The following is a 25,903-nucleotide window of genomic DNA, read 5'->3' as shown; positions in this document are numbered from 1 at the left end:
TTATTCAATATCAGTCATCACTTGCTCAATAAAAATAAAAGATAGAGGCATTCATGCAAATTTACCTTGTCGGCGGCGCGGTACGCGATCAACTGTTAGCACGTCCTATTAAAGATAAAGATTTTGTCGTCGTTGGTGCAACTGTTGCAGAAATGCTTGATGCAGGGTTCCAGCAAGTGGGTGCAGATTTCCCTGTATTTTTGCATCCTAGTAGCCATGAAGAATACGCACTGGCACGCACTGAACGCAAAGAAGGCTTGGGGTATAAAGGCTTTAGCGTACATGCCAGTCCTGACGTCAGCTTAAAAGAGGATCTACAACGTCGAGACTTGACGATTAATGCCATGGCGATAGAAGTCACCAGCTTAACTGATGATACGCCTATCAACGGTGACGTCATTGACTATTATGGTGGCATGGCTGATATAGAAAGCAAAACCTTGCGTCATGTCTCCGATGCATTTAGCGAAGACCCTCTACGAGTGCTTCGAACCGCTCGCTTCTATAGCCGTTATTATGACCTAGGTTTTGTCATTGCTGATGAAACTTTGACGTTGATGCGCCAATTGGTTGACTCTGGAGAGCTTGCACATTTAAGTGCAGAGCGTATTTGGCAAGAATCTAGCCGTGCAACCATGCAGCTATCGCCGCAGGTATACTGGCAACAACTGTTTGAGATTGGTGCGCTCATAGAATATTTTGCCCCACTACATGAAGATTGGACTAATACTCAGATACGTGAAACGGTACAGACGGCGCTATATTTCGCAGGGCAAATGCGATTGAATCTATCACAGCGCTGGGCACTATTAATGAGTAGCCTTAATTCATTTTTATTTACCTCAGAAAATAAAAATGAAAACGTGAATAAAGCAGCCAATATAAAAGGTATCAATGATATAGGCAACGCCGCTAAGGTACCAAAGGCACACACTCAATTTTCGACTCTCTTCGCTCAGCAAGCCACAAAGCTAAGCACAATAAGCCATTTAAGCGTGGCTGAAAAAATTGACCTCATACAAACTTGCGGCGCTCATAAAGAGCCTGATAAGTTATCGCAGCTATTAGTGACCAGCCACGTGTTGCAATTGGCAACACAGCACCGTCAGATGATGATAGCATTGAATAGCTTTCATGCCATTAACATGCAGGATATTGACTCAGCACTAACAGGCCCTGCGATTGGCGTAGCACTCAGACAAGCCAGAATTGAGCACTTGCAAGCACGAAACCAATGTTAAGAAAATTTAAAAAGATGCAGCAGCGCGATATCATTGACTCAATTCCTATGCAGCGTATAGGTCGACCTGACGAGATTGTCCATAGTGTGTTGTACCTAGTACAGGTCAATTATGTTACTGCTGAGATTATTACTGTTGATGGTGGTCGCAGTCTGACATTGGCTGATGGTCATATTTGATAGAAAAGCAGAGCATCATAAAAAATATCTTGATTACTACCTATCTTTTACTTGAAAAATTAAAAAATTCAGGTATCATTGTCCGTCTAGCGTTAGGGCCCATAGCTCAGTTGGTTAGAGCAGAGGACTCATAATCCTTTGGTCGTAGGTTCAAGTCCTACTGGGCCCACCAAATTCAAACCCTTACAGTCATTAACTTGTAAGGGTTTTTTATTGTCTAGAATTTAATAGAAAACAATCATTGAACTATGCTGAAGAATCGGTAAAAGTAAACTTGGTAAACTAATGGATTGAATAGCAGTAAAAAAAGGTTGCCAACACTATATGCAATATAGCGTTAGCAACCTTTTTTCATTTAGTGTTTTACTTAGATAATGTGCTTAATATTAGAATTTGTTATATCTAATTTCTAACATTAGAAAGAAGTACGGCGATAATTACGATATTCAGGTAACCAAAAATTCGCTTTTAATCGACGTTGTAAATTCTCCGCTGTGATAGGTAGTGCTAGCTTATCTTGAGCCGCTTGCAATGCCACTGCATACGCTATTTTTTCACTAATCTCTCTGATAACTTTAATCGGCGGTAGGATGGCACCAGGTGCTTTTTCGTATTCCATTGATATATCTGCAAGGGCTTGGCTTGCCGCCATGAGCATATTATCGCTGATACCCGTCGCCCGTGCTGCTAAAACACCCAGACCAATACCGGGGAAAATATAGCTGTTATTACACTGAGAAACCTCGAAAGACTGACCTTCAAAAGTGGTATGAGGGAAAGGGCTACCTGTTGCAACAATTGCCTTACCCTTGCTCCAATTAGTCACTTCTTGCGGTGTCGCTTCCACACGAGACGTGGGGTTTGAAAGTGGTAATACAATAGGATGTTCAGTATTAACACACAAGGATTCGATCACCTCTTGGGTGAACAGACCTTTTTGTCCACTGACGCCGAATAATACGGTTATTTTTGCTTGTTTAACCACTTGCGCTAAACCGAGTTTCTTACTTTTATCCCAGCTTTCAATAGCGGATTCTTTTTGTACTAACGGTTCTTGGAATTTTTGTAGCTCCGTCATGTTATCAGTAAGCAGGCCATAGCGGTCAACCATAAATACTTGGCTGCGAGCCTGCGCCTCCGTTAACCCTTCACGCTGCATTTGGCGAATGATATGTTCAGCAATACCGCAACCAGCAGACCCTGCGCCTAAAAATGCTATTTTTTGTTGGCTAAGCTTCTGACCCTTATTTAAGCACGCTGCAATCAAGGTACCAACTGAAACCGCAGCAGTGCCCTGAATGTCATCATTGAAGCAGCATAATTGGTCACGATATTTATTCAATAATGGTGTCGCATTCTCTTGGGCAAAATCTTCAAATTGTAATAATGCTTCAGGCCAACGACGTTTAACGGCTTGAATAAATAAGTCGACAAACTCATTATACTCATCACCAGAAATGCGTGGGTTTCTCCAGCCCATGTACATAGGATCGTCGAGTAGCTGTTGATTATTGGTACCAACATCCAACAAAATTGGTAAGCAATAAGCAGGGCTAATACCACCACAAGCGGTGTACAAAGCCAATTTACCAATAGGAATACCCATACCACCAATACCTTGATCCCCTAGACCTAATATACGTTCGCCGTCAGTGACAACGATCACTTTGACGTTTTGTTTGGTGGCATTTTGCAGCATGTCATCGATTTTATGACGCTCAGGATATGAGATAAACAAACCGCGTTTACGGCGATAAATTTGCGAGAATTTTTCACATGCTTGACCCACAGTTGGGGTGTAAATGAGCGGCATGACTTCCTCAATGTGCTGCTCAATTAGATGGTGAAATAAGGTTTCATTGGTATCTTGGATGTTACGCAAGTAAATATGCTTATCCATATCATTAGTGAATGAGCGCAGTTGATGATAAGCGCGTAGTGATTGCTCTTCAATTGTCTCAATGTTATGAGGTAATAGCCCAGTTAAATTAAAGCTATCACGCTCTTCTGATGAAAAAGCACTGCCTTTATTGAGTAAAGGAGTCTCTAAAAGAGCGGGCCCTGCAACGGGAATATATAAAGGACGCTTGTTTGACATAATGTAATCTTCTTATTAAAGGCATATGAGTGAAAGCCATACTGAGTGAAAGCTATGCTAGTGCTGCATTATACATAGCATCGACTGGTATTTAACAATAGATAACAAAATCATTTTGAATGAACATGGCTCTAAAGGTGATGGCACGGATACATTGACCTAGAAATATAGATATATTTAGCTTTTACCTTAATTTTTTATAAAAAAGGGTTTTTTATTATTGGGTGTTTTCTATGAGATTTCATACAATCAAAGCCGCTACCTTTATTGATGTCACTATAGTCGATTCAATTTAAAAGTAGTACAAGGCAACCGAGTGTAGATGTATATTAAATACTTCAAGCGAGGCTAACGCTGTAATGCTTTTATAGTGGAATGACTATATTGACGGCGGTATTGATAGAAATCTTTGTTAAGCAGATAAGTAATCCGCCAATATGACTTTTATTATCACTACGATATTTTTCAATTATTCAACGTATCACTATCAATACGACCATCAACCAAATTAATCGTTCGATCGCAAGATGCTGACAAGCGTGGATCATGGGTGACCAGCAATACCGCGCAATCACGTTCCTGATTGACTTTGCGGAACAACTCAAACACTTCTCCAGCCGTCACGGTATCCAGATTACCTGTAGGTTCATCAGCCAATAGCAATGCCGGTTCGGTTATCAAGGCGCGTGCAATGGCGACACGCTGTTGCTGACCACCTGATAGCTCGTTAGGTTTACTGTCAGCAAAGCGCTCTAACCCAACCGCTGCCAGTAGCTCGCGCGCTTTTTGGATAGTAAGCTTATTTGGACGACCCCTTGTCAATGTTAGCGGCATTAAGATATTGTCTAATGCGCTAAACGCTTGAATCAGATGATGGAACTGAAAGACAAAGCCAATACTACTGCCCCGTAAAGCGGTGCGACCAGCATCATTCATAGCACTGGTCGCTTGACCCAACAGATATAGCTCACCGCTGGTCGGCTGATCTAGTAATCCTAGTACATTTAGCAAAGTGCTTTTACCTGAACCAGAAGGACCAATCAGGGCGGCAAAGTCGTTAGTGCTGATGGTTAAGTCAATACCGTGCAGCACCTCAATCTCATTAGGTTGACCGATGTTATAAGACTTTTTTAGTGCCTCTAGACGCAGAACTTCGTGAGATTGACTGGACATAGGAGTTGACGTCTTATTAAAAGGATTGGCAGAAACATTGTTAAAGTCATTATTAAAAGTGTCGCTAGAATCATGATTAGACATAACGAATAGCCACCACTGGATCAAGTGCTGCTGCGCGCCGCGCTGGAATAGCGGCTGCTATCACACCAGTTAGCGTTGCTAACGACATAGTCACTAAGATCAGGTTTATCGATATGGGAATTGTAAATATGTCGGGCCCAAAAGTATTAAAAGACCAGACCAATACATAACTGACACCACTACCGACAATCGAGCCTAGCAAGCCAAATATAGCCCCTTGAATTAAGAATATTCGTAGGATTTGCTGACGAGTTGCACCCATGGCTCGTAGAATACCAATCTCGCGCGTACGCTGAACCACACTGACCGATAGCACACTGGCAATACCAAAAGCCACCGAGATCGCCACAAAAACGACAATCATATTGCTAGATAAACTTTGAGCAGTGAGACCACTCAGCAGTTGGGCGTTGGTTTCAATCCAGCTTTCTGCTTGCAATGAGGTCAAACGACCCACTTGTGCAGCGATTTCCTCCGCCTCAAAGATATCTTCAACCGTCAAATCAATGACTGTGATACCGCCCGGTAGGTTGAGTAATGACTGCGCTTGTTTTAGGTCTAGATACACGTAGCGCGCATCAAGCTCTCGTACGCCGAGCTCAAATACACCAGCGATATTGACTACAGCGCTGTTGCTACTAAGGTTGCTACCAAAGTTGTTACTCAGATTATTGCTGGGACTACTATCACCATCGTCTTGACCAGTATCTAAGCGCAGTTTACTACCGACCTCTACACCCAAATCTTTAGCCAGTTCGCTACCAATCAATACATTATCTGCGCCCACTCGCAGCTCACCACTGTTTAAGTATTCATCAAGTGGGATTATATTCTGATAACGCGCCAAGTCAGTACCTACTAGTATTACCGACTCTAATGCCTCACCACGCCGGACAAACCCAGGCCCAGACACGTTTGGCGATACGGCAGTTAATAAGGGCAGTTGATCTAGCGTGTCAGTGATTTGCTGCCAATTATTAATAGAACGTAGCCGCTGTGGACGCTTGTCTTCTTGTATCAGTTGCAGCGTATCATCAGCAGATGGCGCTATTAGGTTGACTTCGTCTGGCGCTACTAAGCGAATATGTGCCTGACTGCCGAGGGTACTTTCAATAAGGTTGGTCTGTAATCCTTGAATGAGTGCGGTGATAAATATAATAACGGCAACACCTATCGCTACTCCCAGAGTAATCATCAACGACTGTATGCGTCCCTCGCGTAAAAAACTGATGGCAATGGTGGCATCAATCCATAGTCTACCGAAAAAAGCCGTCAATTGACTGTCTCCGCTGCTTGGCTCTTATCACTTGCCGTTGTTATCTTGTCAGCATCAGGAGCGGCAAAAGGTGCTGCTTGAAGCGCAGTTCTCACTCTTTTTCCATCAGCCAGTGAGACTGTCGCATCAACCAATATCTCATCACCTGCGCTCAGTCCTGAGAGCACCTCTGATGCTGATAGCCCGCGTAACCCTAATTTCACTACTTGACGTTGTGTTTTACCATCACGCAATAATAATACTTCGGCGCTGTCTTCTTTAACATTGGCTAGTGCATCATTAGGAATGACTAAGGCTTTTGCGCGTTGATCCGTTTCGATATTCACTGATACCGTCATATCTTGACGCAAAAAATCAGGTACAGGATCGACGGACAATCTCACCTCTACCGTACCGCGTTGCGGATCTATACTTGGTGCAATGAAACTAATACGTACGGGGAACGGTTTATCCGGATAGGCATCAGCAATAGCGACAGCTGGTTGCTGCAAAGCCAATCGAGATAAATTACGTTCATCAAGCGGTACTCTTATTTCAGTTTTACCATCGAGGGCAATAGTAAACAAGCTCTGACCTGGCTGTACCAAATCGCCTATTTCTACATTTCGGGTCAGAATAGTGCCTGATACTTTGCTACGTACTTGCGCTTTATTGAGCTGAGCCTGCAATGCAGCGATACGAGCACGTAATAAATCTTCTTCAACACCACCAGAGGAGAGTGCATTCGCTCTCAGGCGTGCATTTTCAAGGTCATTGCGTGCTTGGGCTTGGGCTTGAATCGCTTGCTCCATTTCCTCATCAGAGATGGCCGAGATAGCAGCCAATTCGCGCCTACGCTCGACATTACGGTCAGCTTGCGCCAACGCTACTTCGGCATTTGCCAAATCTACTGCTGCCTGTGGACGAGTGCTACTAATCAATTCCGCCAACTCGGCTTCTGCTTGCCGCACTTGGGCTGCAACGTCATCGGAGCTTAGTACCAACAATAAATCTCCTGCAGCGACTTGTTCGCCTTCTGCTACCCGTCGCTCTAATACGACACCTGATATCTCGCTACCAATGTCAGTATTTGATACGGCAACGACCCGTCCAGTCGCTACGACCGTCTGCACCAAAGGCATCGAAGATATTCTATAGCTTGGTAATAGTGGTCCTTGCCACCAGCGAAAGGCAAAAAAGCCCGCAACAATGATGAGCAGTAGTGCGCTAACAATCAGTTTATAAGGAATAGCGCGCAATGATTTTCTCCCGTTCAGAACAAATACCTAGTGGTTTACAGTTTCTACTAAATTCGATCGTTATGCGAGTTTACTGCAAAATTTTTTAGGTTTAAAATTATTTATTAACTGAAAATCATCCTGTTGGTATGGTTATATTTTGCATGGTTATATTAAAAATATTTGATTCACTACAATAGTTAAGATGTAAAAAAACCCTTCATGCTATTATTTATTAGTATGAAGGGTTTTTTATTGCCGAATAAATCAGTGCGATAGATACAGATTAAAAAGCCAAGTTGATCATCAAATGCCTATCGTAAAGTCAAAATAATAGCTCAAGTGCTCAGAATCATACAAACACCAAGCCATCTTCAGTCTGATGCACCTTAATATCGACATCATAAACATCGCTTAATTGCGAGCGTGTCATCACTTCACTAGGCGTTCCTTGCGCAACAATTTGTCCACCGTTTAATAGCACCACTTCATCAGTATAGCGATGCGCATGGGTCAAATCATGCAACACAACCAAGATACTTTTGCGCTGCTGTCGTACCAAATTATGCAAATAATGAAGTAAAAAACGCTGATGGCGAATATCGAGGTGATTGGTCGGTTCATCAAACATCATGATTTTAGTGTCTTGCATTAGCGCACGCACGATAGCCAAGCGCTGTTTTTCACCGCCTGATAAGGTTTGCACGCGGGCACTGACCAAACTTGATAACTCAAAGTCTTGTAGTAAACGTTGCGCGCGCTCAACATGATTACTATTTGGGCGCTGATACCATGCAAGATTTGGCGAGACTCCTAACAGCGCATAATCCAATACCGTTAACGGCAGCTCAAAACGCTCATGTTGTCCAACCCAAGCGATATGACCATCATTCATGACCTCGTTGATCGGCTGACCGTAAATCGTAATGTGACCATCCGTTTTAAGCGCGGTTCCTGTGTGTTGACCCAAAACCGTATGCAACAACGTGCTTTTACCCGCGCCATTTGGTCCGATAAAGGCGACCAGCTTTTGGCTTGGCACGGTTAATTTGTCTATCTTTAACAATGTTTTATGACCATGCGAGATATGAATATCTTGCATCGACAACAGCTCGCCTTCATCACTACTCTTGATATCACTACCATCTATACGACTGTCTCGACTCGCTAATGATGTCTTTGATGTAGCCGTAAAATACGAATGAAACATAAACACTCTCTCCAATTAACGGCGGCTACTACGCACAAACAGCCAAATAAAGAATGGACCGCCAAGCAACGCTAAAACGATGCCAACGGGCACATCCACTGGATAAGCAACATGCCGCGCCGCGCCATCAATGACGAGTAATAATATCGCCCCAAGCCAGCCAGACCAAATCATGAGCCGCATACGTCCACCGCCAAACAGAATAGCCAGCAGGTTTGGCACCATCATGCCAATAAAACCAATGACGCCTGCTAAAGACACTGCCGCTCCCGTCAATAATGCCGAGGCAATCACGACCAAACAACGAACCACACCCACTTTGATGCCCAAGGACTTAGCGGCTGCCTCACCAAGCATCAGTCCATCCAACTGACGACCTAACGGTAATAAAATCGCTAAGCCTAAAACTATAGAAATAATTGAATATCGCAGCGGCACAAAACCCGCTTCCGCCATACTGCCTGACAGCCAATTGGTCGCGGAGCGCAGCACCATGTCATCAGACATGAATAAAATCAGGCTGACGACAGCGGCACAAAAAGCACTAATGACAAATCCCAATATCAGCAAGCCCATTTGCCCACCGCCCAAAAACCGATGACAAGCGAGAATAAATAAACAGACCAATACGCTTCCAGTAAACGCCGCAAGCGGTATCCCAATGCCACCAAACCCCAACGCCAGAACCAAAACAACACCAAGCGCCGCGCCACCTGATGTACCGATTAAACTTGGGTCCGCTAAAGGATTCTCAAATAAAGCCTGTAATGCTGCACCACTAACTGACAACGCCATACCAACCAGTAATGCCGTCACCACACGCGGATAACGCAGCTGCCAGATGGTGTTATCAAGATAATTGGGACTTGACCATTCGCCAAAGCCAATACCAAGCGCCAACCAAATTAGCAATACAGATGTGACAGCGGCAGCAATATAGTAGATGCTAGGTTTATGTTTTCTAGTTTGTGTAGGGATAGAAGCAGAAATCGTATTTACCATGTGAGATGTCATTTTGTTGAATATGAGATAAATTTTTTTTACTTAGGCTATTTTGCTACAGCGTTCAGCTTTTTTAAGACGTCAGGCGAATGCAAGCCGTAACGCAGAAAATCATCAGCTGGCCAAAAGTGTACGCCGCCCTTCTTGCCTGCGACACTTGCTGCAATCTCTGGACGTTTACTAAATTTACTGATCCCGCCAACCACTGCCTGATTATGATCGGCAATAATGATTACATCGGGCTTGGCTGCCAGCCAGCCTTCACGTGACATGGGTTTTAACCCAGATACATTGGCAGCATTTATCCCACCCGCACGGCGAATCAACTCATCCCCTACCGTGTCTTTACCTGCAACGATACGACCATCGTAACTTAATAAATAACGCTTACCCGTCTTTGCCATTGGACTCATCCCTGTATTCCAACGCTTCGCAAGCTGCGACCCTTCAGCTTTTCTATCAACGTAACTGCCGATTGATTTAATACTATTGGCAAAGGTGCTTACCTCTTCTTTGGGCGCGACATTAACGGCTTTAACCTTTAGACCATTTAAGCGCTGATAAATACTCGCAGGCTGCACCATATAACTACCAAGCACCAAATCTGGCTTGACCGCCAACACTGACTCGGCAGTGATATTACGGTGCATACCCACGGCTGGTACATTCTTTAACGCTGGATTATGATTGGTCGCATCTTTACCGACCAATTTATCGGTCGCTCCTAGTGCCACCACGACGTCTGCAACATCGGGGCTCATCGCGACAATACGCTCATAAGCTTGGGCAGAAAGTGAGGGCACGGCAAATGCGCCAATAATGGCAGCAGTGCTGATAGCCCGACTCATCAATTTTTTATTTATCACTGCGTGAGTGATTACTGTTTTTGATAATGCAGAAGACATAAGCATTCCTAATTTGCTAACGTAAAAAACGACACTATTAACAGAACCATTAACGTGTATGAAGCATCCCAAATAACTCACACAACAGCTATGACTTATCCGTTATGTGAGTGTCAATATCGCAAAATTTGCTGATTTTTTATGACGGGTTTACACGCTCTCTTCTTCAGCCATAACCACTGGTGCTAAGGCTTCTGCATATGAATGCGCTTCGATGACCGTCGAGACAATTTGCTGCCATGCTTCAAGCTCAGGCGTGCCTTCAATTCGCTGACCGAACACACTAAAGATACTGACACCATGATCATCAAAACCTTCGATACAAGTCACGATGCCGTCTTTGGTTGGGCGCTTAACGCTCCACACTTGCGCCAATGCTTTGTCTTTTAAATGCAGCGTAAAGTCATTATGGTCTTTATCTAAAATATTTAACCAATCGCCCATGCGCTTGAGTGTCTGCACGGTGCCAGTCTGAATCTGTACCAGTCCACTATTACCGACAAATATCATGATTGGGCATTTGGCATCGCGCGCTTGCTCGAAAACCGCTTCGACCGCGCTAATATCAAGCTGCTGCGTCATCTGCTCTGGTGCTTGACGGTAGCTACTAGCACGATCAATATCGAGATTTTTTAATAATGAGTGGAATTGATGCACGTCTGTCATCGCCTGCCAGCCTTGTTGTAACTGCGTACGCTCCTCTTCACTTAATGCCTTGTAACGCCAGTCATTCAGTGGCTCTTGTGCCTCTAACGTCAGCGTCTCATTATTCACCGTTTGCTGCTGCTCCTGAATCATCGCTTGCCAGCGCGCAATAGTCTCAGCGCTTAACTCTCGTAGATACACTTTATCGATAGCAGCACCTTGCGCGTTATAGAACTGAATACTATAAGAGGGATTATCAGCGCGGCTCGTATCCGTTACCGCCAGCATATGCTGCCATTGCCACATAAAGAATCGCAAATCTAGACCACCCACATTGAGCGCTAATCCCATCTTTTCGCCAAGCTTAAGATTATGATATGGCGCGGTTTTTTCATGCACGGCCAGCTCGTTTCTGACGATGCTTTCCATTTCACCAAAGTTCTCAAATTGCTTTAATACAGCTTTGCACTGATCACCCATATACTGGCTATAAGGGGATGCTAACATCAGTTCAAACTCGCTGATGCCTAGCGCAGCCGCTCCTTCTGTGGGAAATAACATCGGCGTTTTTGCTTTTAATGCTTGGTACTGTTGCCACAGCTCAGTATTTTTTTTGGTTAACGATAACGGTTGACTCATGATGGTCTCCATAAAATAAATAGCAGTAAAAAAGCCAATGATCTTGGCTATGTAGTATTGAGATATGAATATCTTCAGAAAATAGCAGCGACGATGATGATTGATGTTTGATAAAACCAATGCCTGCTGTACTACAGGGCTTGCAATGATGATGCAAGGGTGTATTTATCAAGCAGACTTTTAGCAATTATCGCTTCTAGTTCATCATTTATAATTCTGTCTTTAGGCTTCGGACAAAATCATTATGGCAACATTTTCTCACTTTGTAAATAATAATAATTATCATTTACATCTTGATAGTTATTATCGTTTGAAATACTATGTCTGGGCTTTGTTACTTAATCTAGTGAATCAAGTAACCAAACCTTTAATAATTAATACTATGAAAAGGTCGCTTTAGATCGCTCTTTTTGTAGAAAAAGGTCTTTAAGCAGCGCGACTTTCTTACTTTCTCTTTTTACGATGGCTGTTTTATTTATGTCAATTTTAGCGTTTGATTTATCGTTGACTCATACGGGACTAAACACCCATCCCTCACTGCTGCGTCGTAGCCCATTAGCCATAAGTGTGGCATTAGCATTGTTTGCATTCGCGTCAGTTTCAGCCCAAGCAGCGCCAATTTTCGCAGAGACGAATGGTGATATGACCGACGATGCAGCCATGCCGAGCACACGTTTAGACCCTATCGTGGTAACGGCGACTCGCTCTGAGCGCGCTTTAAGTGATTCGCCAGTTGCCCTGCAAGTACTCAGTCGCCAGCAGCTCGATGACAACCATGCTCATACTTTAAAAGAAGCGCTGGCCTTGTTGCCCAATGTCTACTTACGTGAAGTCCACGGCAAGACAGGTTACGAGGTCAGCATGCAAGGCTTCACAGGTGATCAAGTATTGGTGTTGATTGACGGTTTACCGATCACAGCAAGCACTGGCTCGACAGTAAATTTGAATCAATATATGAATATGGATATTGAGCAAATAGAAGTGGTGCAAGGAGCGGCGTCAGCGCAGTTTGGTAGCGCGGCGATGGGCGGCGTCATTAATATCATCACCAAACCCATTGGCGCGGCAACAGGACATATCACCACCGAGATTGCCAGCAATGGGCAGCAAAATCCATCTGGTAAAAAGCTAGACGCCAATAAGCGCTATGTAGAGGCCAGCGTGGAAGGGGCATTGGATAAAAACCAACGCTTTCACGCGCGTCTATCAGGCTCGTATCTGAACAATGATGGCTTAAGCTTAGACCATGAAGCATGGCCCAGATTAAAAGATGCCAGCGAGCAATCACAAGTCAGTGCCCGCCTCAGCTACCGCCCTGACGGTAAAGGTATATCGGACGACAACAATAGTAATAACGATAGCCGACTGGTCAAAAACTCTCAATATTGGCTAGAAGCCAGCCACTATAAAGAAGACGATATTAGTCGCTTTAATTATTATGTCGCGCCGCGCTATTTGGCACAGCAAAGAGATGAGCACATCAGCAAGCAGCGCTTTAGTATCGGTGCACGCGCTGATATCGCACCGCATGTCGATGATCGCAGCAAGACTTATCGATTGTCCGCTCAAGCGCTGCATGAGGAATATCAAAGCGAATCCAATACTAAAACACAGCAAGCCATCACTAGTGCCCGTGATACAGAGATTAGTACGACGTTGGCACAAGCCCAGCTCGATCTACCTGAGCTATTGCTATCCGATAAGCACCTTCATCTTATCCAAGTCGGCGGTCAGGTTCAGCAAGACAAGTTAAGCCAAACGAAAAACCAAGTCAGCGAGCTCATCAGCGATGACGTCAGCCGTGATGTCGGTGAGCTATATCTACAAGATGATTGGCTGATTGGCGATAACTGGGAAGTGTTGAGCGGTATTCGCTATCAAAACGATGAAGACTTTGGTGGTCATACGGCGCCAAAAGTATCACTCAAATACAACCATTTGGATGCAAGCGGGCGCGACCATGTTTTTCGTAGCAGTATTGGCGGTGGTTATCGCGTGCCCAATCTAAAAGAACGCTACTACGTCTTTGACCACAGCAATTTGGGTTATAAAGTCATGGGCAATCCTGAATTGCAGCCTGAAACCTCAACCAGTTACCAGATCGGCTATCAAGGTCAACTGAGCGACACCGTGAATTTGACGGTCAATGGTTTTTATAACGAGATAGATGACCTGATCCAAACCGATGAAGACAATGCAAGCTTTGAGGGAAATATCGCCATTTATAAATATATGAACGTCGATAGTGCCAAAACCTATGGCGGCGATATTGGCCTTGACTGGCAAGTGGACGAGCGCGCCAAACTACAAGCCAGCTATGCTTATTTAAAAACGCATAACAATGTGACGGATACCGAGCTGACTTATAAGCCCAATCACAAAGCGATGCTAGCACTAGATTATCAAATCAATGACAAATTACAGCTGATCCCGCGCCTTAACTATGAATCCAAACAGCTGATTAGTACCAGCGAGCAGGCGTATTCACCGTCTTGGTGGACACTCGATAGCAAGCTCAATTATGACGCCACCGCAAACTTGAGCTTGTATGCAGCGATTAATAATATCTTTGATGTGCAGCGTGATGTCACCGATACCAGTGACTACCGTCCCATTGATAATCGCGAGTGGTTACTTGGCGCCAGCTACCACTGGTAAGCCTTTGATTCACAATCATTCTAAAGCAAGTGTATTTGTACCGCTATTTTTACCCTTATTTTGTACCCTCTATTTGAAACAACAACCTTCAAGGAAGCTGATATGACCCCCATTCTCCCAGCAGTTCACACCAAGCCGACCAAATTGGCATTACTGTTTAGTAGCAGTATTTTAGCACTCAGCATGACTGGCTGCGGTGGCGGCAGTGATGGCTCGAGTAGTGGCAATACCGGAAATGGCGATAATGGTGGTAACACGCCGCCTGTTAGCACTGCCAGCTTTAGCGAAACGGCTACTTGGCAAGTCACCAATCTAGCGCCTAATACTGCGACTTGTTATGACTTTGATGCCAAAGCTGAAAGCTCGTGTACTGAGGATAAGTGGGATATCAAGTTTGATAACCAAGCGCGTTCGGTCAAGCTTTGGTCAAATAGCGGTGATTCTGGCGCAGGTAAAGGCGGCGTTTTTGGTTTAATCGATTGGTCAGATCTGAGTCGTTATAGCAATGCAACTCAAGATCCTGATACCAGTCGTGATATTACCATGCACTACAATGAAGACCGTAGTGGCGGTATTTTTGATGCACAGCCTTGGTTTGAATACAATTTAAAAGACAACCATCAACTCTACCCGAACAATCGTGTCTACCTTGTTACCACAGATAATAGCAGTGCCATGACAGACAGCAGCGTCCAGCAGCCTATTTATGACATGCAGATTACCAACTATTATAATGATGCTGGAACCTCGGGCTACCCTACTCTGCGCTGGATTGATACGGCGCTACCGAACAAGGTACAGACGAAAACTATCGATGCCTCAAACAATGATAACTGGGTCTATTTTGATCTAACCACAGGACAAAGTAGCGCCGATAAAAACAGTACTTGGCAGATTGGTTTTAAGCGTAATAGCGTCATTTTAAATGGTGGCGATTCTGCGATTGGCACTAATAAAGGCAAAGTTGGTGGTTTCTTATCAAAAACACCAATAGGGTATTATGATGATAAAGGTGAGCCCATTGTCAGCAAGTTTATAACCGATGGTAGTGCGGCGACTTTAACCGACCTTACCAACACCGCTGTGTACGATAAACCGATGAGTGCCAGAAGCTGGGTCATTGATAGTAAAGGCTCGGATCTCAATCCTGCTTATACAGGTAATTTCCCAAACCTAGACTTTGGCTGGTATACCTACAATGGCATGACGCATCAACTAAATGCCAAAGCGGTTGACAGCGCTCAAGGCGCGCTTATTAGATCTGCTGAAGGCAATAGCTATGCCCGCGTACGTTTGGATAAAATCAATTACCCTGATAGCTCAGCGACGACTGCGACCTCATGGGAATTTAAAATAGACATTCAACCTGCTTCTTAACACTCTACTGTTCGACTTTAGCTCGCCCAACCCATTTTTGTAAGCTATCAAACCTTCCAAAAACGGGTTGGGCGATAACGTTTATACACAGTTTAAGAGTCACCACTGCCAAGCATTACAAGAAAAATATCAGTCATTCGCTGATACTAGACCGTTTATGATTGTAAATAAATTAACCTATGGTATATTATCGTAATAAAAATCTAGGTGATATTAATAATCATTAACATTTGAATGTTTTATGCTTATTAACTATTATATTTCCATCTTGCCCTTAATCAGCAGCCAATCATTTATTAATTAAAATTTTGCTGAATAATTATTTGAATTTTGGCTTGGATGACATTTTATGGCTCAACCACTTACTCAGTACGATTTCGATAAAACGCCGCTCGACATGGCTGACAAAGCCCAGTTTATGAGTCATGTCAATGAAGAGCATCAAGATGAACTCGCGATGTTTATCAATGCCTTTACTACCACGGCAGTGAGTGAGCACGAGATCGCCTCGATAGCAGAGCCGTATACTGATGGGATATTAATGGATGTCACAACCGCCCATCATGACGACGATACCTTAACAAACAGCAGCAAGCTCAGCCGTCAATATTTTATTGATTTTACAGTTCCTATTAGTGACTCTATGACGCTACAGGAGCAATATATAACGCTATTGCAAACATCTGCCAATAAGCTTGGCAAGCGCACGATCAAGCTCCAAGAACAGCGTTTTACGGTCATTAATGGCTATTATGCCAGCCCCAATATGTATCGACTGCTGGTAACCGCACCCGATAGTACGCCACTCTCTCATCCGGGCTACGCGTATTTGTTTGAGCTGGATGCGGACGGTCTATCTGCTACAAAACACCAGTCAAAAGACCATTCAAGAGATAGCGACAAACCTTTGCAGCGCTACTATACCTTGCGAAAAGCATGGCGAGATTCGAGCAGCTCGTCCGTCCAAGCGTGGATAGATGTCTACATTCACGGCGACACGGCAGGGGGCAGTTGGGCGCGCGCACTTAACTGTGGCAGTCAAATCAAAACAGTACGTGAATATCCAGAGAAAATAGAACATCTTAGCACTGGTCAGTGCTTACTCATCTGTGATGAAACCTCCTTGCCTACGGTGGCCAATCTATTGGAAAACTGGCAGAATCCATTGCCGCCCCTCGTCATTGCCATCACTAATGATCCAGAGGATATCAGTTATCTACACACCCTAACGCTCAGTAATCAACTACGCCATGAGGCGCATTTTTTGCAAGATAATGTGTGCCAGCTGGTTAATGCCCCAACAACTGATATTACTGAGCAAATAATGACATTATTAAATACACAATTTGCGCGACTGCCTGTCAAAATTGACAAAGTATGGGGCGCGCTGGAAGCAGCGGATATCAAATCATTACGACAGCAACTAAAAACAAACCTTGGGCTATCACGTCAGGATATGGTCATTAAAGTCTATTGGCGTGCGCAATAAGCATTATGTTTTTTATAAGTGGCATATCTCTGTAAACAGCAGACATTTAATAAATAGTAAGCATTTAGTAAATAATAGGTATTTAGACACTTACCAACCACTTGTGCTGACTGCTAAATTGAGCTAATAACAATCGTTGCTGCTGGTGTAGCGCGACTAATCAACATATTGTAATTAATCAACTTTAGACGACTTACTACTTTGCCTAACGAAAACGTACACTTAATACGATAAAAATATATTGAGATTTAATCCAGTAATATATTGTAATGAAAATGATTATCATTATAATAAGCATTTAATCTATGTGCTGGAAATATTCATGCAACTGTCTCGCTTATACTCTGCTTTATTTCGCCCTACTCTATTGAATCTGTCTCGCCATCCCTTGTCATTGAAATCACTGTGCTCATCTTGTCTGTCCACATCGGTAATACTACTGGGTGCAAGCCAAGCCGCGTGGGCACAAACAGATTTAAATGCTGACGCTCAATCCGATACCCCAAGCGTGGTACTCGATGAGATTGTCGTGACCAGTAGTGCTGATGCATCAGCCGATGGGTTGCCAGATGCCTATGCAGGTGGTCAAGTAGCGACAGGAAGCCGTGTCGGAATCTTGGGCAATCAAGACATCATGGACACGCCGTTCTCCACTACCTCATATACCAATGAGTATATCGGCAATCAACAAGCCCAAAGTGTGGGTGACCTGCTCAAAAAAGACCCGACTGTTCGTGTCGCTAGAGGCTTTGGCAACTTTCAAGAAGCGTACTTTATGCGCGGCTTTGTCACAACCTCTGACGACACGATGTACAATGGTCTATACGGCATATTGCCAAGGCAGTATATCGCAACGGAATTGTTCGAGCGTGTTGAGGTTCAGCGCGGGGCATCCGCCATGCTCAATGGCGCAGCGCCCAGTGGTGGCAATGCTGGTGGCACCATTAACCTGCTGCCCAAACGAGCTGGCAATGACCCGCTACGTAAGGTGACACTCGGTTATGGTCAGGGCGATCAAGGCAAAGTTGCCGTAGACGTCAGTGATCGCTTTGGTACTGATGATGCGTTTGGCGTTCGCTTTAATGCCGCTTATCAAGATGGCGACAGCGCGATTGATGATGAATCTTCAACACTGGGTCTGGCAGCGTTAGGATTAGATTATAGAGGCGATCAGTATCGACTATCAGCTGATTTGGGCTGGCAAGACAACAAACTCAAAAAGACCCGTCCTAGTGTCACACTTGCTGGTGTTTCTAGAGTACCAAAAGCACCAGACGGCTCAAAGAATTGGGCGCAGCCTTGGACGTATTCAGATGAAGAAGATGTCTTTGGTACCATTAGAGGCGAGTACGATTTTAATGATAACGTTACCGCTTATGGTGCTTACGGTGTGCGAAGTGGTGAGGAAGAAAACTCACTGGCCAATCTAACCGTCAACAATGTTGATGGTGCAGGTACGGTTTATCGCTTTGATAATTCTAGAAAAGATTTGGTACAAAGTGCTGAGTTCGGTCTGCGTGGTAAATGGCAAACAGGTGAAGTGGCTCATAATTGGGTACTAGCAGCGGATCTCTATGACCAAGAAGAAAAAGGGGCGTTCGCCTATGATTTTGGTAATCAACCCGCAACCAATTTATATCGCCCTATTGACTACGCTGAGGTCCCTTTTACAAGCACAGCAATCTTCGGTGGTAACTTAGACGATCCAAAACTAACCAACGAGAAGCAATTCCAAAGCTTTGCGCTAGCCGATACCATATCACTGTTCGATAACAAACTAAAAACCACTTTAGGCGTGCGTCATCAGAATTTAAAAACCACCAGCTATGATCCTAACACTCAGGCTAAAACGGCTGATTACGATAAAAGCGAGTGGACACCAAGCGTTGGAATTGTCTATCAACCGAGCATGGACTGGTCTGTTTATGGCAACTATATCGAAAGCCTAGCGCCAGGTGCAAGAGCACCTCTGACTAATAATGGTGGCGCTGTCACCAATGGTGGTCAAAATTTAGACCCTTATGTGAGTGAGCAAACTGAGGTTGGCGTTAAGTATGACAACGGTTTGATTGGCAGTAGTTTGGCGATATTCCGCACTAATGAGCCGCGCGCTTATATCAATGACTCAAATACGTTTACCGCTGCTGGAGAAAATCGCCATCAAGGGGTAGAATTGACTGTATTTGGTAGCCCGAGCGAAAACATGCGCTTCAATGCTGGTGTTACTTACTTAAATGCTGAGCAAAAAGATACGGGCGATGTGGCGTTAGACGGCAACCGAGTCATCGGACTGCCCACGCTACAAAGCAACGTCAACCTAGAATATGATTTAGCAGCAGTTGAAGGATTAACGGTGACCGGCGATATCATTCACACAGGCGCACGTTATGCCGATGCCGCCAACAGCTTAAAAGTTGACGGTTATACCACATTAGATCTAGGTGCTCGCTATAAAACCATGCTCGCTGGACAAGACGTGACGCTAAAAGGAGTAGTTACTAATATTACTGGTGAAGACTATTGGCAATCAGTGGGTGGTTATGCGGGTGCTGGATACTTAAATGCCAGTGAGCCTACTGCCCTAAAAGTGTCAGCGACTTTCGACTTTTAAGACATGCGGGTTAAGCCACATTTATAAGACTTAGATAAAAGGGATTAGGCACAACCTACTCCCTTTTATGCCATCAAAAATACGCAAAAAACCATTCTATTATTGAGCCATTATGTCCTCTCGCGCCACCGTTTCTTTATATCAGATGATTTGGGCACACTATCGCCTGCCTTTTCTTAAAGTTATTTTCCTTAATTTGGTGAATGCGGCGGTCAGTGTGGGCATCATTGCCTATATCAATCACACCTTTATCAGTCAGCCTGTTTTTAATACCTTATCGTGGGCGAGCTTGGGTCAATTTTCAGCTTTGGTTGTCCTGCTATTGGTCACTACTTTTTTATCACAATATGCCTTAACCCGTCTCGGTCACAAGTTTGTCTATGAGCTCAGAACCAAGCTGGTCAAACAAATCATCGACACTAAAGTTCCGCAAATAGATCATTTGGGTAGCGCACGGTTACTCGCCAGCTTATCCTCAGATATTCAATCGATTACTGTCGCCTTTGTGCGTATGCCAGAGCTGGTGCAAGGCGTTATTTTATCGGTTGGTGTCGCCCTTTATTTAGGCTGGTTGTCGCTGCCATTATTATTGATTGTCATGTTTTGGATTGCGATGACGATTTGGATAAGCACCATTTTAGTGAAGCATGTCTATACTCATTTAAGAGAGCTCAGAGAGATTAATGATCTTTTATATGAGGACTATCAATCCATTATAGATGGTCGCAAAGAGCTGGCGCTTAATCAATACCGCGCTGAAAAACTCTATAAAAATGATTTCTTAAATCATGCCAAGTCTTATCAAAATCGAGTGATTAAATCAGATACATATCATTTATCCGCCGTGAATTGGTCGAACATTATGATGTTCGCAGCCATTGGTGTGGTGTTTGCCGTGTCAAATTATCTTGCTATACCGATGGGTATTGCCACCACTTTCTCTTTAACCATTCTATTCATGCAATCACCCATCCTTCATGCCGTTGGTGCGTATCCGACCTTACAAACGGCACAAGTGGCGCTGGATAAAATACAATCTTTAGAATTGGCGGAGTACCAATCAACCTTTACGACGGATATTGTGGTAAACAACTGGCAGTCCATATCATTCAATGATATTGGCTATCGTTATGCAAGTAACGATACCACTGCAAACGAGGTAGTGGTCAAAGAAAATGAAAATTCTACCGATATCCTAAAATCGGTTAATCTGACTTTGAAACGTGGCGATGTGGTGTTTTTAATCGGGGCAAATGGTAGCGGTAAATCTACGCTTGCCAAGATTATTACAGGCATTTTCACCCCTAGCATAGGTGCTGTAAAAATAGACAGCCAGCTCGTTGACTCAAAAAACAACGCCGATTATCGACAGCTTTTTTCTGCCATTTTTAGCGATCAGCATCTTTTTAAACAGCTGATTGGTAGAGAGGGACAGCAACCCGATGAAGCGCTCGTGAATACATGGCTGCATAAATTGAATTTACAAGATAAAGTCAGCGTGACTGAAAACCAATTATCGACCGACAAGCTATCACAAGGACAACGCAAGCGCTTGGCCATGCTCATTGCCGTGGCTGAACAAAAAGACATACTGCTACTCGATGAATGGGCGGCTGACCAAGATCCTGCCTTTCGCCGAGTGTTTTATCAAACACTGATACCTGAACTCAAAGCCTTGGGTAAAACGCTGTTTATCATCAGTCATGATGATGGTTACTTTGAGCATGCAGATCGATTATTACTGATGAAAGAAGGCAGACTCATTGAGTTAAATGCTGAAGAACGGCAACGTGCCAGTGCCGATGCCATTGCTATGTTGGCGTAAATACTGGCTTAGTAAAAAGTTAATGGCGAACAATAAAAAATCGGGGCATCTTTTAGAAAGTTGCCCCGATTTTGTGTAAATAAGAATGACTTTTTGAATGGCTCTCTTATTTTATTTAATTTTAAAATAATAATTTCTGTAAAAAACCAACCCGTGAAATGACTAAGAAATCTAGTAATCCGATAGCGACAATCGCGATGATGGCGGTCGGGAATATGATTGCCACTGCTAACAAAGGAATGGCAAACGGCCACCAGATAGAAAAACTGAGACCACGCGCTGGTGGATTCAGTCCAACCTTTTCACTGGCATGACGTGGACGGCGTTGCCACCACATGATGTAACCGCTCACACAAATAGCAATAACCGATAAGCAAAACAAGATATTGGCCAATACGCTCCACCATCCAAGCGTCCCCATATGAATCGCAATGCCCGCCGCCATAAATTTACCAAAAGCATTGTAATCATCAAAGCGGATATCTGCCAAAATATTGCCCGAATAACGATCGATATGTACCGTACGATCAGCCATTGGATTTTTCATATCATAGCTCATTGAGTCTTGGCTAATCGTCCAGACGCCCGTATTACCCTGTGGCAGATTTAATTGGTAACGTCCGACAACACCAATCTCACGGGCAAATCGATCTACAGTATCGATCATACTCGGTATATTGGACTCGATACCATTCTTGCCAGCGACAGTGCCAGATGCTGGCATTGGTGTCAATTCAAGCACCCAAGGCACATCTTTGGTACTACCCGTATTTAGTGCATCACCATGCGTGGGTGCTGTGGCTGGTGTTGCTCCATGAACGTGCGGCGTGGCTTCAGCGTTATTCATATCCATACCAACATGATGTTGACTGTGATCAATAGAAAGCGGCATTGGCGCAACGCCCCATTTGCCCGCAGGAAACTGACTCCATGCCTGTACCATACGCTCGCCCCAGATGCCTGCCCATGCCATTCCTGAAATACAGAAAAACAGTAGCAACACAGATATCCAACTGCCCAATGTCGCATGAATGGTACGTATGAATGAGCGTTTTTTCTTATTATTTACAGCATCATTGGGTATAAGCATGGCTTTGAGTGATTTGCGTTTTTGCCACCACAAATACCAACCCGTTAGAATCATTAAAATCGTCAATGAGGCAGTGGTTTCTTGGATATAATCACCGACTTTGCCCAATAGTAAATCGGCATGAATATCATTAAAGGTATAGTACAGACCACTATTAGTCGGTGTGCTTTTAACGATATCAGCCGTATAAGGATTCACCGCCACCATATTCTCATGACTGGCTGACTTAACTTGAAACAAGGCAACGGTGTCCGTATCACGAGGCGCGATATATTTCACCAGCGTGCTGTTAGGTAAAGTGTTCAACGCGTTTTTAGCTTGCGTAGAAATAGGGGCGGTAATTAGTGCTGTCATCGCTGAATCTGGGATGATAATAGTGAGGCGATCGTCATCACGACCTGCAATGTTAGACATCAACAGCATGCCAAGTGCGCTGCAAGCTAGGATAATTAAGAAAGGTGCTATAAACATTCCTGCATAAAAATGCCAACGCCATACCGTAAAATAGCGTTGAGTATTGGTTGATTGACTTGTGTGTTTGCTCATAAAGATGACCTTTAACAATCTTTGGTTGCTCAATGAACGACCTAGACCTATTAATAGTAGTAATAAATCCTGTCTGCCTGTTGATCTAAAAGTTGATTCCAAATAGACGGCTGCATCATACGAGAAAAGCCTTGTAAACACCATTACTTATAGCCAAAAATTATCGTCATATTAGAGCGTCTCTTCAATTTTCATGTTTGCATCATAATCATCTTAATGGCTAAAAATGAGGCTACTTCACTCGACATCTTACTAAGAACGCTTTGTTTGTAAATTTTTAATGATAATGATAATCATTAATGTTATTATTCCTTTTCTTTCGCTTTCGGCATTTGATAACTTACAAGGAAATATGATGCGTTTTATCTCAACGTCTACATCCATTCGTCAAAAACGTTTAACTCTCGCGGTGCAACTGGGATTGGCAATGGGTTTGAGCCATGCAGCTTATGCTGAGACAATGCCGAATAACATCGAAAATAGTGTTGAGAACGACGTTGATAGTGATGTTGATAATGATGTTAATAATAATGAGACCGTGACACCATCGACCACCTTGGATACCATTACTGTCTATGCCGACAACTATCGTAGTACGGGCACCAAAACAGCGTTAGATCCTAATGATGCGCCCATGAGCTATACGAGAATCGATCAAGCGCTGTTACAAAAACGTCAAGCAGACAGTGTCAATTCAGCGTTACGTTATGAGCCAGGGGTGAGCACTGAGAGTCGCGGTACGGTGTCCATCTTTGATGAATACAATATTCGCGGTTTTAAAACTTACTCCAATTTTTACGATGGATTAAGACTGCCCTACGATGGGGCTTGGAATCTGATGCCGCAAGTCGATATCTACGCAACAGAAGCAGTGGAAGTGGTCAAAGGGCCAGCATCCTCACTCTATGGCTATGCATCTCCAGGTGGCATGGTCAATCAAGTCGCCAAAACCCCAAAAAGCACTCAAGCATCTGAGGTACAGTTGCGAGTGGGTAATCAAAACCTAAAAGAAGTGGCGGTCGATACGACAGGACCTATCTCAGACACGCTCAATTATCGACTGGTGGCGTTAAAACGACAAAAAGACGGGCAGATGCAGACCACAGAAGAAGAGCGCACCCTGATCAATCCGTCACTGGAATGGCAACCGACAGAAGATGTGTCCGTTCTTGCCAATCTGTTTTATCAAGATGATCCGAAAATGGTACCTTCCACCCCACTGCCTGCCTTTGGCACTGTCTACCATGCCAGCTATGGCAAACTGGGCAGTGATGCCTATGCAGGCGATGAATGGAATAAGTTTAGTAAAGAAGTATTTATGCCAAGTGTTACCATAAACTGGGACATCAATGATAAGTTGACGTTCAAGCACATTCTGCGCTATACCGACGCCGACGCGCAGCAGCGTAATATGTACAACAGCGGGTTTGTAAGTGGTAGTGATAAGATACTAAATCGCGTGGCCTACACCACCGATGAGAGCATGAGCAACTGGACCACGGACAACCAGCTTGCTTATCAGCTAGATACTACCAATACCTCGCACAATTTATTATTTGGTATTGAGTATCAAGAGACAGACAGTACTGCCATTTATTATGATGCTGGGGCAGATGGCACACCAAATCTTGACTTATCCAATCCAGATTTTTCGCAAATCAATGCCGATACGTTGCCTTTAGAGGCTTATCGTCAAAATGAAGATATCGAGCAAAGCCAACTTGGTTTTTATGTACAAGATGAGATGAAATGGCAAGATTTGACAGTGGTAGCAGGCTTACGTCACGATAATTTTGACAGTAGTACTGAGCAAACCGAAGCTACTAAAGGCGTCATTTATAATAAAAAAACAATTAACAACGATGCGTCAGAAACCAGTGGTCGTCTCGCAGCCATTTACGACTTTGATAATGGACTATCGCCTTATGCAAGCTACTCGCAGTCGTTTCAGCCAGTGGTCGGTAGTAACTTTATTACCAATGCGCCATTTAAGCCAACGACTGCCGATCAGCTAGAGGCTGGTGTCAAATATCTCTCTGCCAATCGCGCCACACAAGGCACGCTTGCGGTATTTGATATCACTCAAAAAAATGTCATAGTGACAAACCCATCTAATTATCAACAAAAAGTTCAAACGGGTGAAATCACCTCCAAAGGCTTTGAAGTTTCAGGCAGCCACATGCTTAACGACTGGGTAGATATTGCCGCCAGTTATAGCTATACCGATGCTGAAATTACAGAAGATGAATTTAACCCTGATGTGGTTGGCAATACCCCTGCGCAAACGGCTAAGCACAAGGCAACATTGTGGGCAGATTATTATGCTACTGACAAGCTCAGTCTCAATGCTGGCGTACGCTATGAAGGCGGTATGCAACTTGATAAGCAAAACTCAGACGAATTACCAAACGTGACGTTGGTAGACATGGGCGGTAATTATCAAATCAATCCGATGCTCACTGTCGGTGCCAGTATCAACAATCTTTTTGATAAAACCTACGTCGGCGCTTGTTATGATATTAACAATTGCTGGATGGGACCTGAGCGCCAAATGTCCGTCAGCCTAAAAGCCAATTTTTAGGCAATGTAGAACTTACGATTACTAGAGAATATCAATCTTATAGAGTGGTATCATCTC

The 25,903-nt window shown here is 43.9% G+C and carries 17 protein-coding genes and 1 tRNA gene; 9 read left to right on the top strand and 9 right to left on the bottom strand.

The window, feature by feature from the left end; translation table 11 throughout:
* The first annotated feature begins 53 nt into the window (after positions 1-53).
* The 3 genes from JMY05_RS03525 (at position 54) to JMY05_RS03515 (ending at position 1,592) form a co-directional block, all read left to right on the top strand.
* Complete coding sequence (locus tag JMY05_RS03525; protein WP_201614182.1) at positions 54-1,241, top strand: tRNA nucleotidyltransferase; 1,188 nt, start codon at positions 54-56, stop codon at positions 1,239-1,241.
* Positions 1,235-1,420: an SDR family oxidoreductase gene (locus tag JMY05_RS03520; protein WP_045446308.1), complete on the top strand. Its 186-nt coding sequence runs from the start codon at positions 1,235-1,237 to the stop codon at positions 1,418-1,420. Before JMY05_RS03525 ends, JMY05_RS03520 begins: the two co-directional genes overlap by 7 nt.
* A 95-nt stretch (positions 1,421-1,515) precedes the next feature.
* Positions 1,516-1,592: transfer RNA gene (locus tag JMY05_RS03515), tRNA-Ile, on the top strand.
* Between the two features lie 243 nt (positions 1,593-1,835).
* Here JMY05_RS03515 and JMY05_RS03510 read toward each other — a convergent pair.
* The 8 genes from JMY05_RS03510 to JMY05_RS03475 all read right to left on the bottom strand — a co-directional run bounded on the left by JMY05_RS03510 (position 1,836) and on the right by JMY05_RS03475 (position 11,669).
* Positions 1,836-3,518: an NAD-dependent malic enzyme gene (locus JMY05_RS03510; protein ID WP_045446305.1), complete on the bottom strand. Its 1,683-nt coding sequence runs from the start codon at positions 3,516-3,518 to the stop codon at positions 1,836-1,838.
* 465 nt (positions 3,519-3,983) lie between these two features.
* A complete protein-coding gene (locus JMY05_RS03505) occupies positions 3,984-4,691 on the bottom strand; it encodes an ABC transporter ATP-binding protein (RefSeq protein ID WP_045446479.1) in 708 nt (235 codons plus the stop codon).
* Positions 4,692-4,767: 76 nt separating this feature from the next.
* Positions 4,768-6,051, bottom strand: coding sequence for an ABC transporter permease (locus tag JMY05_RS03500; protein ID WP_227678092.1), 1,284 nt, complete (start codon positions 6,049-6,051; stop codon positions 4,768-4,770).
* Positions 6,048-7,289, bottom strand: a complete 1,242-nt coding sequence (locus JMY05_RS03495; RefSeq protein ID WP_201614181.1) for an efflux RND transporter periplasmic adaptor subunit — start codon at positions 7,287-7,289, stop codon at positions 6,048-6,050. The genes JMY05_RS03500 and JMY05_RS03495 overlap by 4 nt, the downstream gene beginning before the upstream one ends.
* Positions 7,290-7,620: 331 nt before the next feature.
* A complete protein-coding gene (locus JMY05_RS03490; RefSeq protein ID WP_201614180.1) occupies positions 7,621-8,478 on the bottom strand; it encodes an ABC transporter ATP-binding protein in 858 nt (285 codons plus the stop codon).
* Positions 8,479-8,493: 15 nt separating this feature from the next.
* The gene (locus JMY05_RS03485; RefSeq protein ID WP_045446303.1) at positions 8,494-9,480 is read right to left on the bottom strand and encodes a FecCD family ABC transporter permease; all 987 of its coding nucleotides are present in this window, start codon (positions 9,478-9,480) and stop codon (positions 8,494-8,496) included.
* 47 nt (positions 9,481-9,527) lie between these two features.
* On the bottom strand, positions 9,528-10,385 hold the full coding sequence (locus JMY05_RS03480) for a heme/hemin ABC transporter substrate-binding protein (protein ID WP_265089048.1): 858 nt from the start codon (positions 10,383-10,385) through the stop codon (positions 9,528-9,530).
* Between the two features lie 150 nt (positions 10,386-10,535).
* The gene (locus JMY05_RS03475; protein ID WP_201614178.1) at positions 10,536-11,669 is read right to left on the bottom strand and encodes a ChuX/HutX family heme-like substrate-binding protein; all 1,134 of its coding nucleotides are present in this window, start codon (positions 11,667-11,669) and stop codon (positions 10,536-10,538) included.
* 477 nt (positions 11,670-12,146) lie between these two features.
* Between JMY05_RS03475 and JMY05_RS03470 the strand changes: the two genes are divergently transcribed.
* From JMY05_RS03470 to JMY05_RS03450, 5 genes are all read left to right on the top strand, one after another.
* On the top strand, positions 12,147-14,327 hold the full coding sequence (locus tag JMY05_RS03470; protein WP_201614176.1) for a TonB-dependent receptor plug domain-containing protein: 2,181 nt from the start codon (positions 12,147-12,149) through the stop codon (positions 14,325-14,327).
* Between the two features lie 102 nt (positions 14,328-14,429).
* The gene (locus JMY05_RS03465) at positions 14,430-15,704 is read left to right on the top strand and encodes an HmuY family protein (protein WP_201614174.1); all 1,275 of its coding nucleotides are present in this window, start codon (positions 14,430-14,432) and stop codon (positions 15,702-15,704) included.
* A 349-nt stretch (positions 15,705-16,053) separates the two neighbouring features.
* Positions 16,054-17,193 carry a siderophore-interacting protein gene (locus JMY05_RS03460; protein ID WP_201614173.1) on the top strand — a complete coding sequence of 380 codons (1,140 nt, stop codon included), beginning with the start codon at positions 16,054-16,056 and terminating at the stop codon, positions 17,191-17,193.
* Between the two features lie 322 nt (positions 17,194-17,515).
* Positions 17,516-19,804: a TonB-dependent receptor gene (locus JMY05_RS03455; protein ID WP_201614172.1), complete on the top strand. Its 2,289-nt coding sequence runs from the start codon at positions 17,516-17,518 to the stop codon at positions 19,802-19,804.
* 112 nt (positions 19,805-19,916) lie between these two features.
* Complete coding sequence (locus JMY05_RS03450; RefSeq protein ID WP_045446295.1) at positions 19,917-21,629, top strand: multidrug ABC transporter permease/ATP-binding protein; 1,713 nt, start codon at positions 19,917-19,919, stop codon at positions 21,627-21,629.
* 121 nt (positions 21,630-21,750) lie between these two features.
* On the opposite strand, the gene JMY05_RS03445 is transcribed toward JMY05_RS03450, so the two are convergent.
* Positions 21,751-23,265 carry a PepSY-associated TM helix domain-containing protein gene (locus JMY05_RS03445; RefSeq protein ID WP_201614171.1) on the bottom strand — a complete coding sequence of 505 codons (1,515 nt, stop codon included), beginning with the start codon at positions 23,263-23,265 and terminating at the stop codon, positions 21,751-21,753.
* 352 nt (positions 23,266-23,617) lie between these two features.
* On the opposite strand from JMY05_RS03445, the gene JMY05_RS03440 reads away from it, so the two are divergent.
* Positions 23,618-25,846 carry a TonB-dependent siderophore receptor gene (locus JMY05_RS03440; protein WP_227678091.1) on the top strand — a complete coding sequence of 743 codons (2,229 nt, stop codon included), beginning with the start codon at positions 23,618-23,620 and terminating at the stop codon, positions 25,844-25,846.
* Positions 25,847-25,903: the final 57 nt, after the last annotated feature.

The sequence above is a fragment of the Psychrobacter sp. JCM 18902 genome, assembly GCF_904846615.1.
GTDB lineage: Bacteria > Pseudomonadota > Gammaproteobacteria > Pseudomonadales > Moraxellaceae > Psychrobacter.
Note: the sequence above shows the minus strand (reverse complement) of the source record. Positions and strands in the feature narration are given on the sequence as shown.

What these genes read in the sequence shown, in the direction of transcription:
- JMY05_RS03510 (WP_045446305.1), bottom strand. Translation starts at nt 3,518, where the DNA reads ATGTCAAACAAGCGTCCTTTATATATTCCCGTTGCAGGGCCCGCTCTT.
- JMY05_RS03465 (WP_201614174.1), top strand. Translation starts at nt 14,430, where the DNA reads ATGACCCCCATTCTCCCAGCAGTTCACACCAAGCCGACCAAATTGGCA.
- JMY05_RS03480 (WP_265089048.1), bottom strand. Translation starts at nt 10,385, where the DNA reads ATGTCTTCTGCATTATCAAAAACAGTAATCACTCACGCAGTGATAAAT.
- JMY05_RS03490 (WP_201614180.1), bottom strand. Translation starts at nt 8,478, where the DNA reads ATGTTTCATTCGTATTTTACGGCTACATCAAAGACATCATTAGCGAGT.
- JMY05_RS03440 (WP_227678091.1), top strand. Translation starts at nt 23,618, where the DNA reads ATGATGCGTTTTATCTCAACGTCTACATCCATTCGTCAAAAACGTTTA.
- JMY05_RS03455 (WP_201614172.1), top strand. Translation starts at nt 17,516, where the DNA reads ATGCAACTGTCTCGCTTATACTCTGCTTTATTTCGCCCTACTCTATTG.
- JMY05_RS03520 (WP_045446308.1), top strand. Translation starts at nt 1,235, where the DNA reads ATGTTAAGAAAATTTAAAAAGATGCAGCAGCGCGATATCATTGACTCA.
- JMY05_RS03450 (WP_045446295.1), top strand. Translation starts at nt 19,917, where the DNA reads ATGTCCTCTCGCGCCACCGTTTCTTTATATCAGATGATTTGGGCACAC.
- JMY05_RS03460 (WP_201614173.1), top strand. Translation starts at nt 16,054, where the DNA reads ATGGCTCAACCACTTACTCAGTACGATTTCGATAAAACGCCGCTCGAC.
- JMY05_RS03505 (WP_045446479.1), bottom strand. Translation starts at nt 4,691, where the DNA reads ATGTCCAGTCAATCTCACGAAGTTCTGCGTCTAGAGGCACTAAAAAAG.
- JMY05_RS03475 (WP_201614178.1), bottom strand. Translation starts at nt 11,669, where the DNA reads ATGAGTCAACCGTTATCGTTAACCAAAAAAAATACTGAGCTGTGGCAA.
- JMY05_RS03470 (WP_201614176.1), top strand. Translation starts at nt 12,147, where the DNA reads ATGTCAATTTTAGCGTTTGATTTATCGTTGACTCATACGGGACTAAAC.
- JMY05_RS03525 (WP_201614182.1), top strand. Translation starts at nt 54, where the DNA reads ATGCAAATTTACCTTGTCGGCGGCGCGGTACGCGATCAACTGTTAGCA.
- JMY05_RS03485 (WP_045446303.1), bottom strand. Translation starts at nt 9,480, where the DNA reads ATGGTAAATACGATTTCTGCTTCTATCCCTACACAAACTAGAAAACAT.
- JMY05_RS03445 (WP_201614171.1), bottom strand. Translation starts at nt 23,265, where the DNA reads ATGAGCAAACACACAAGTCAATCAACCAATACTCAACGCTATTTTACG.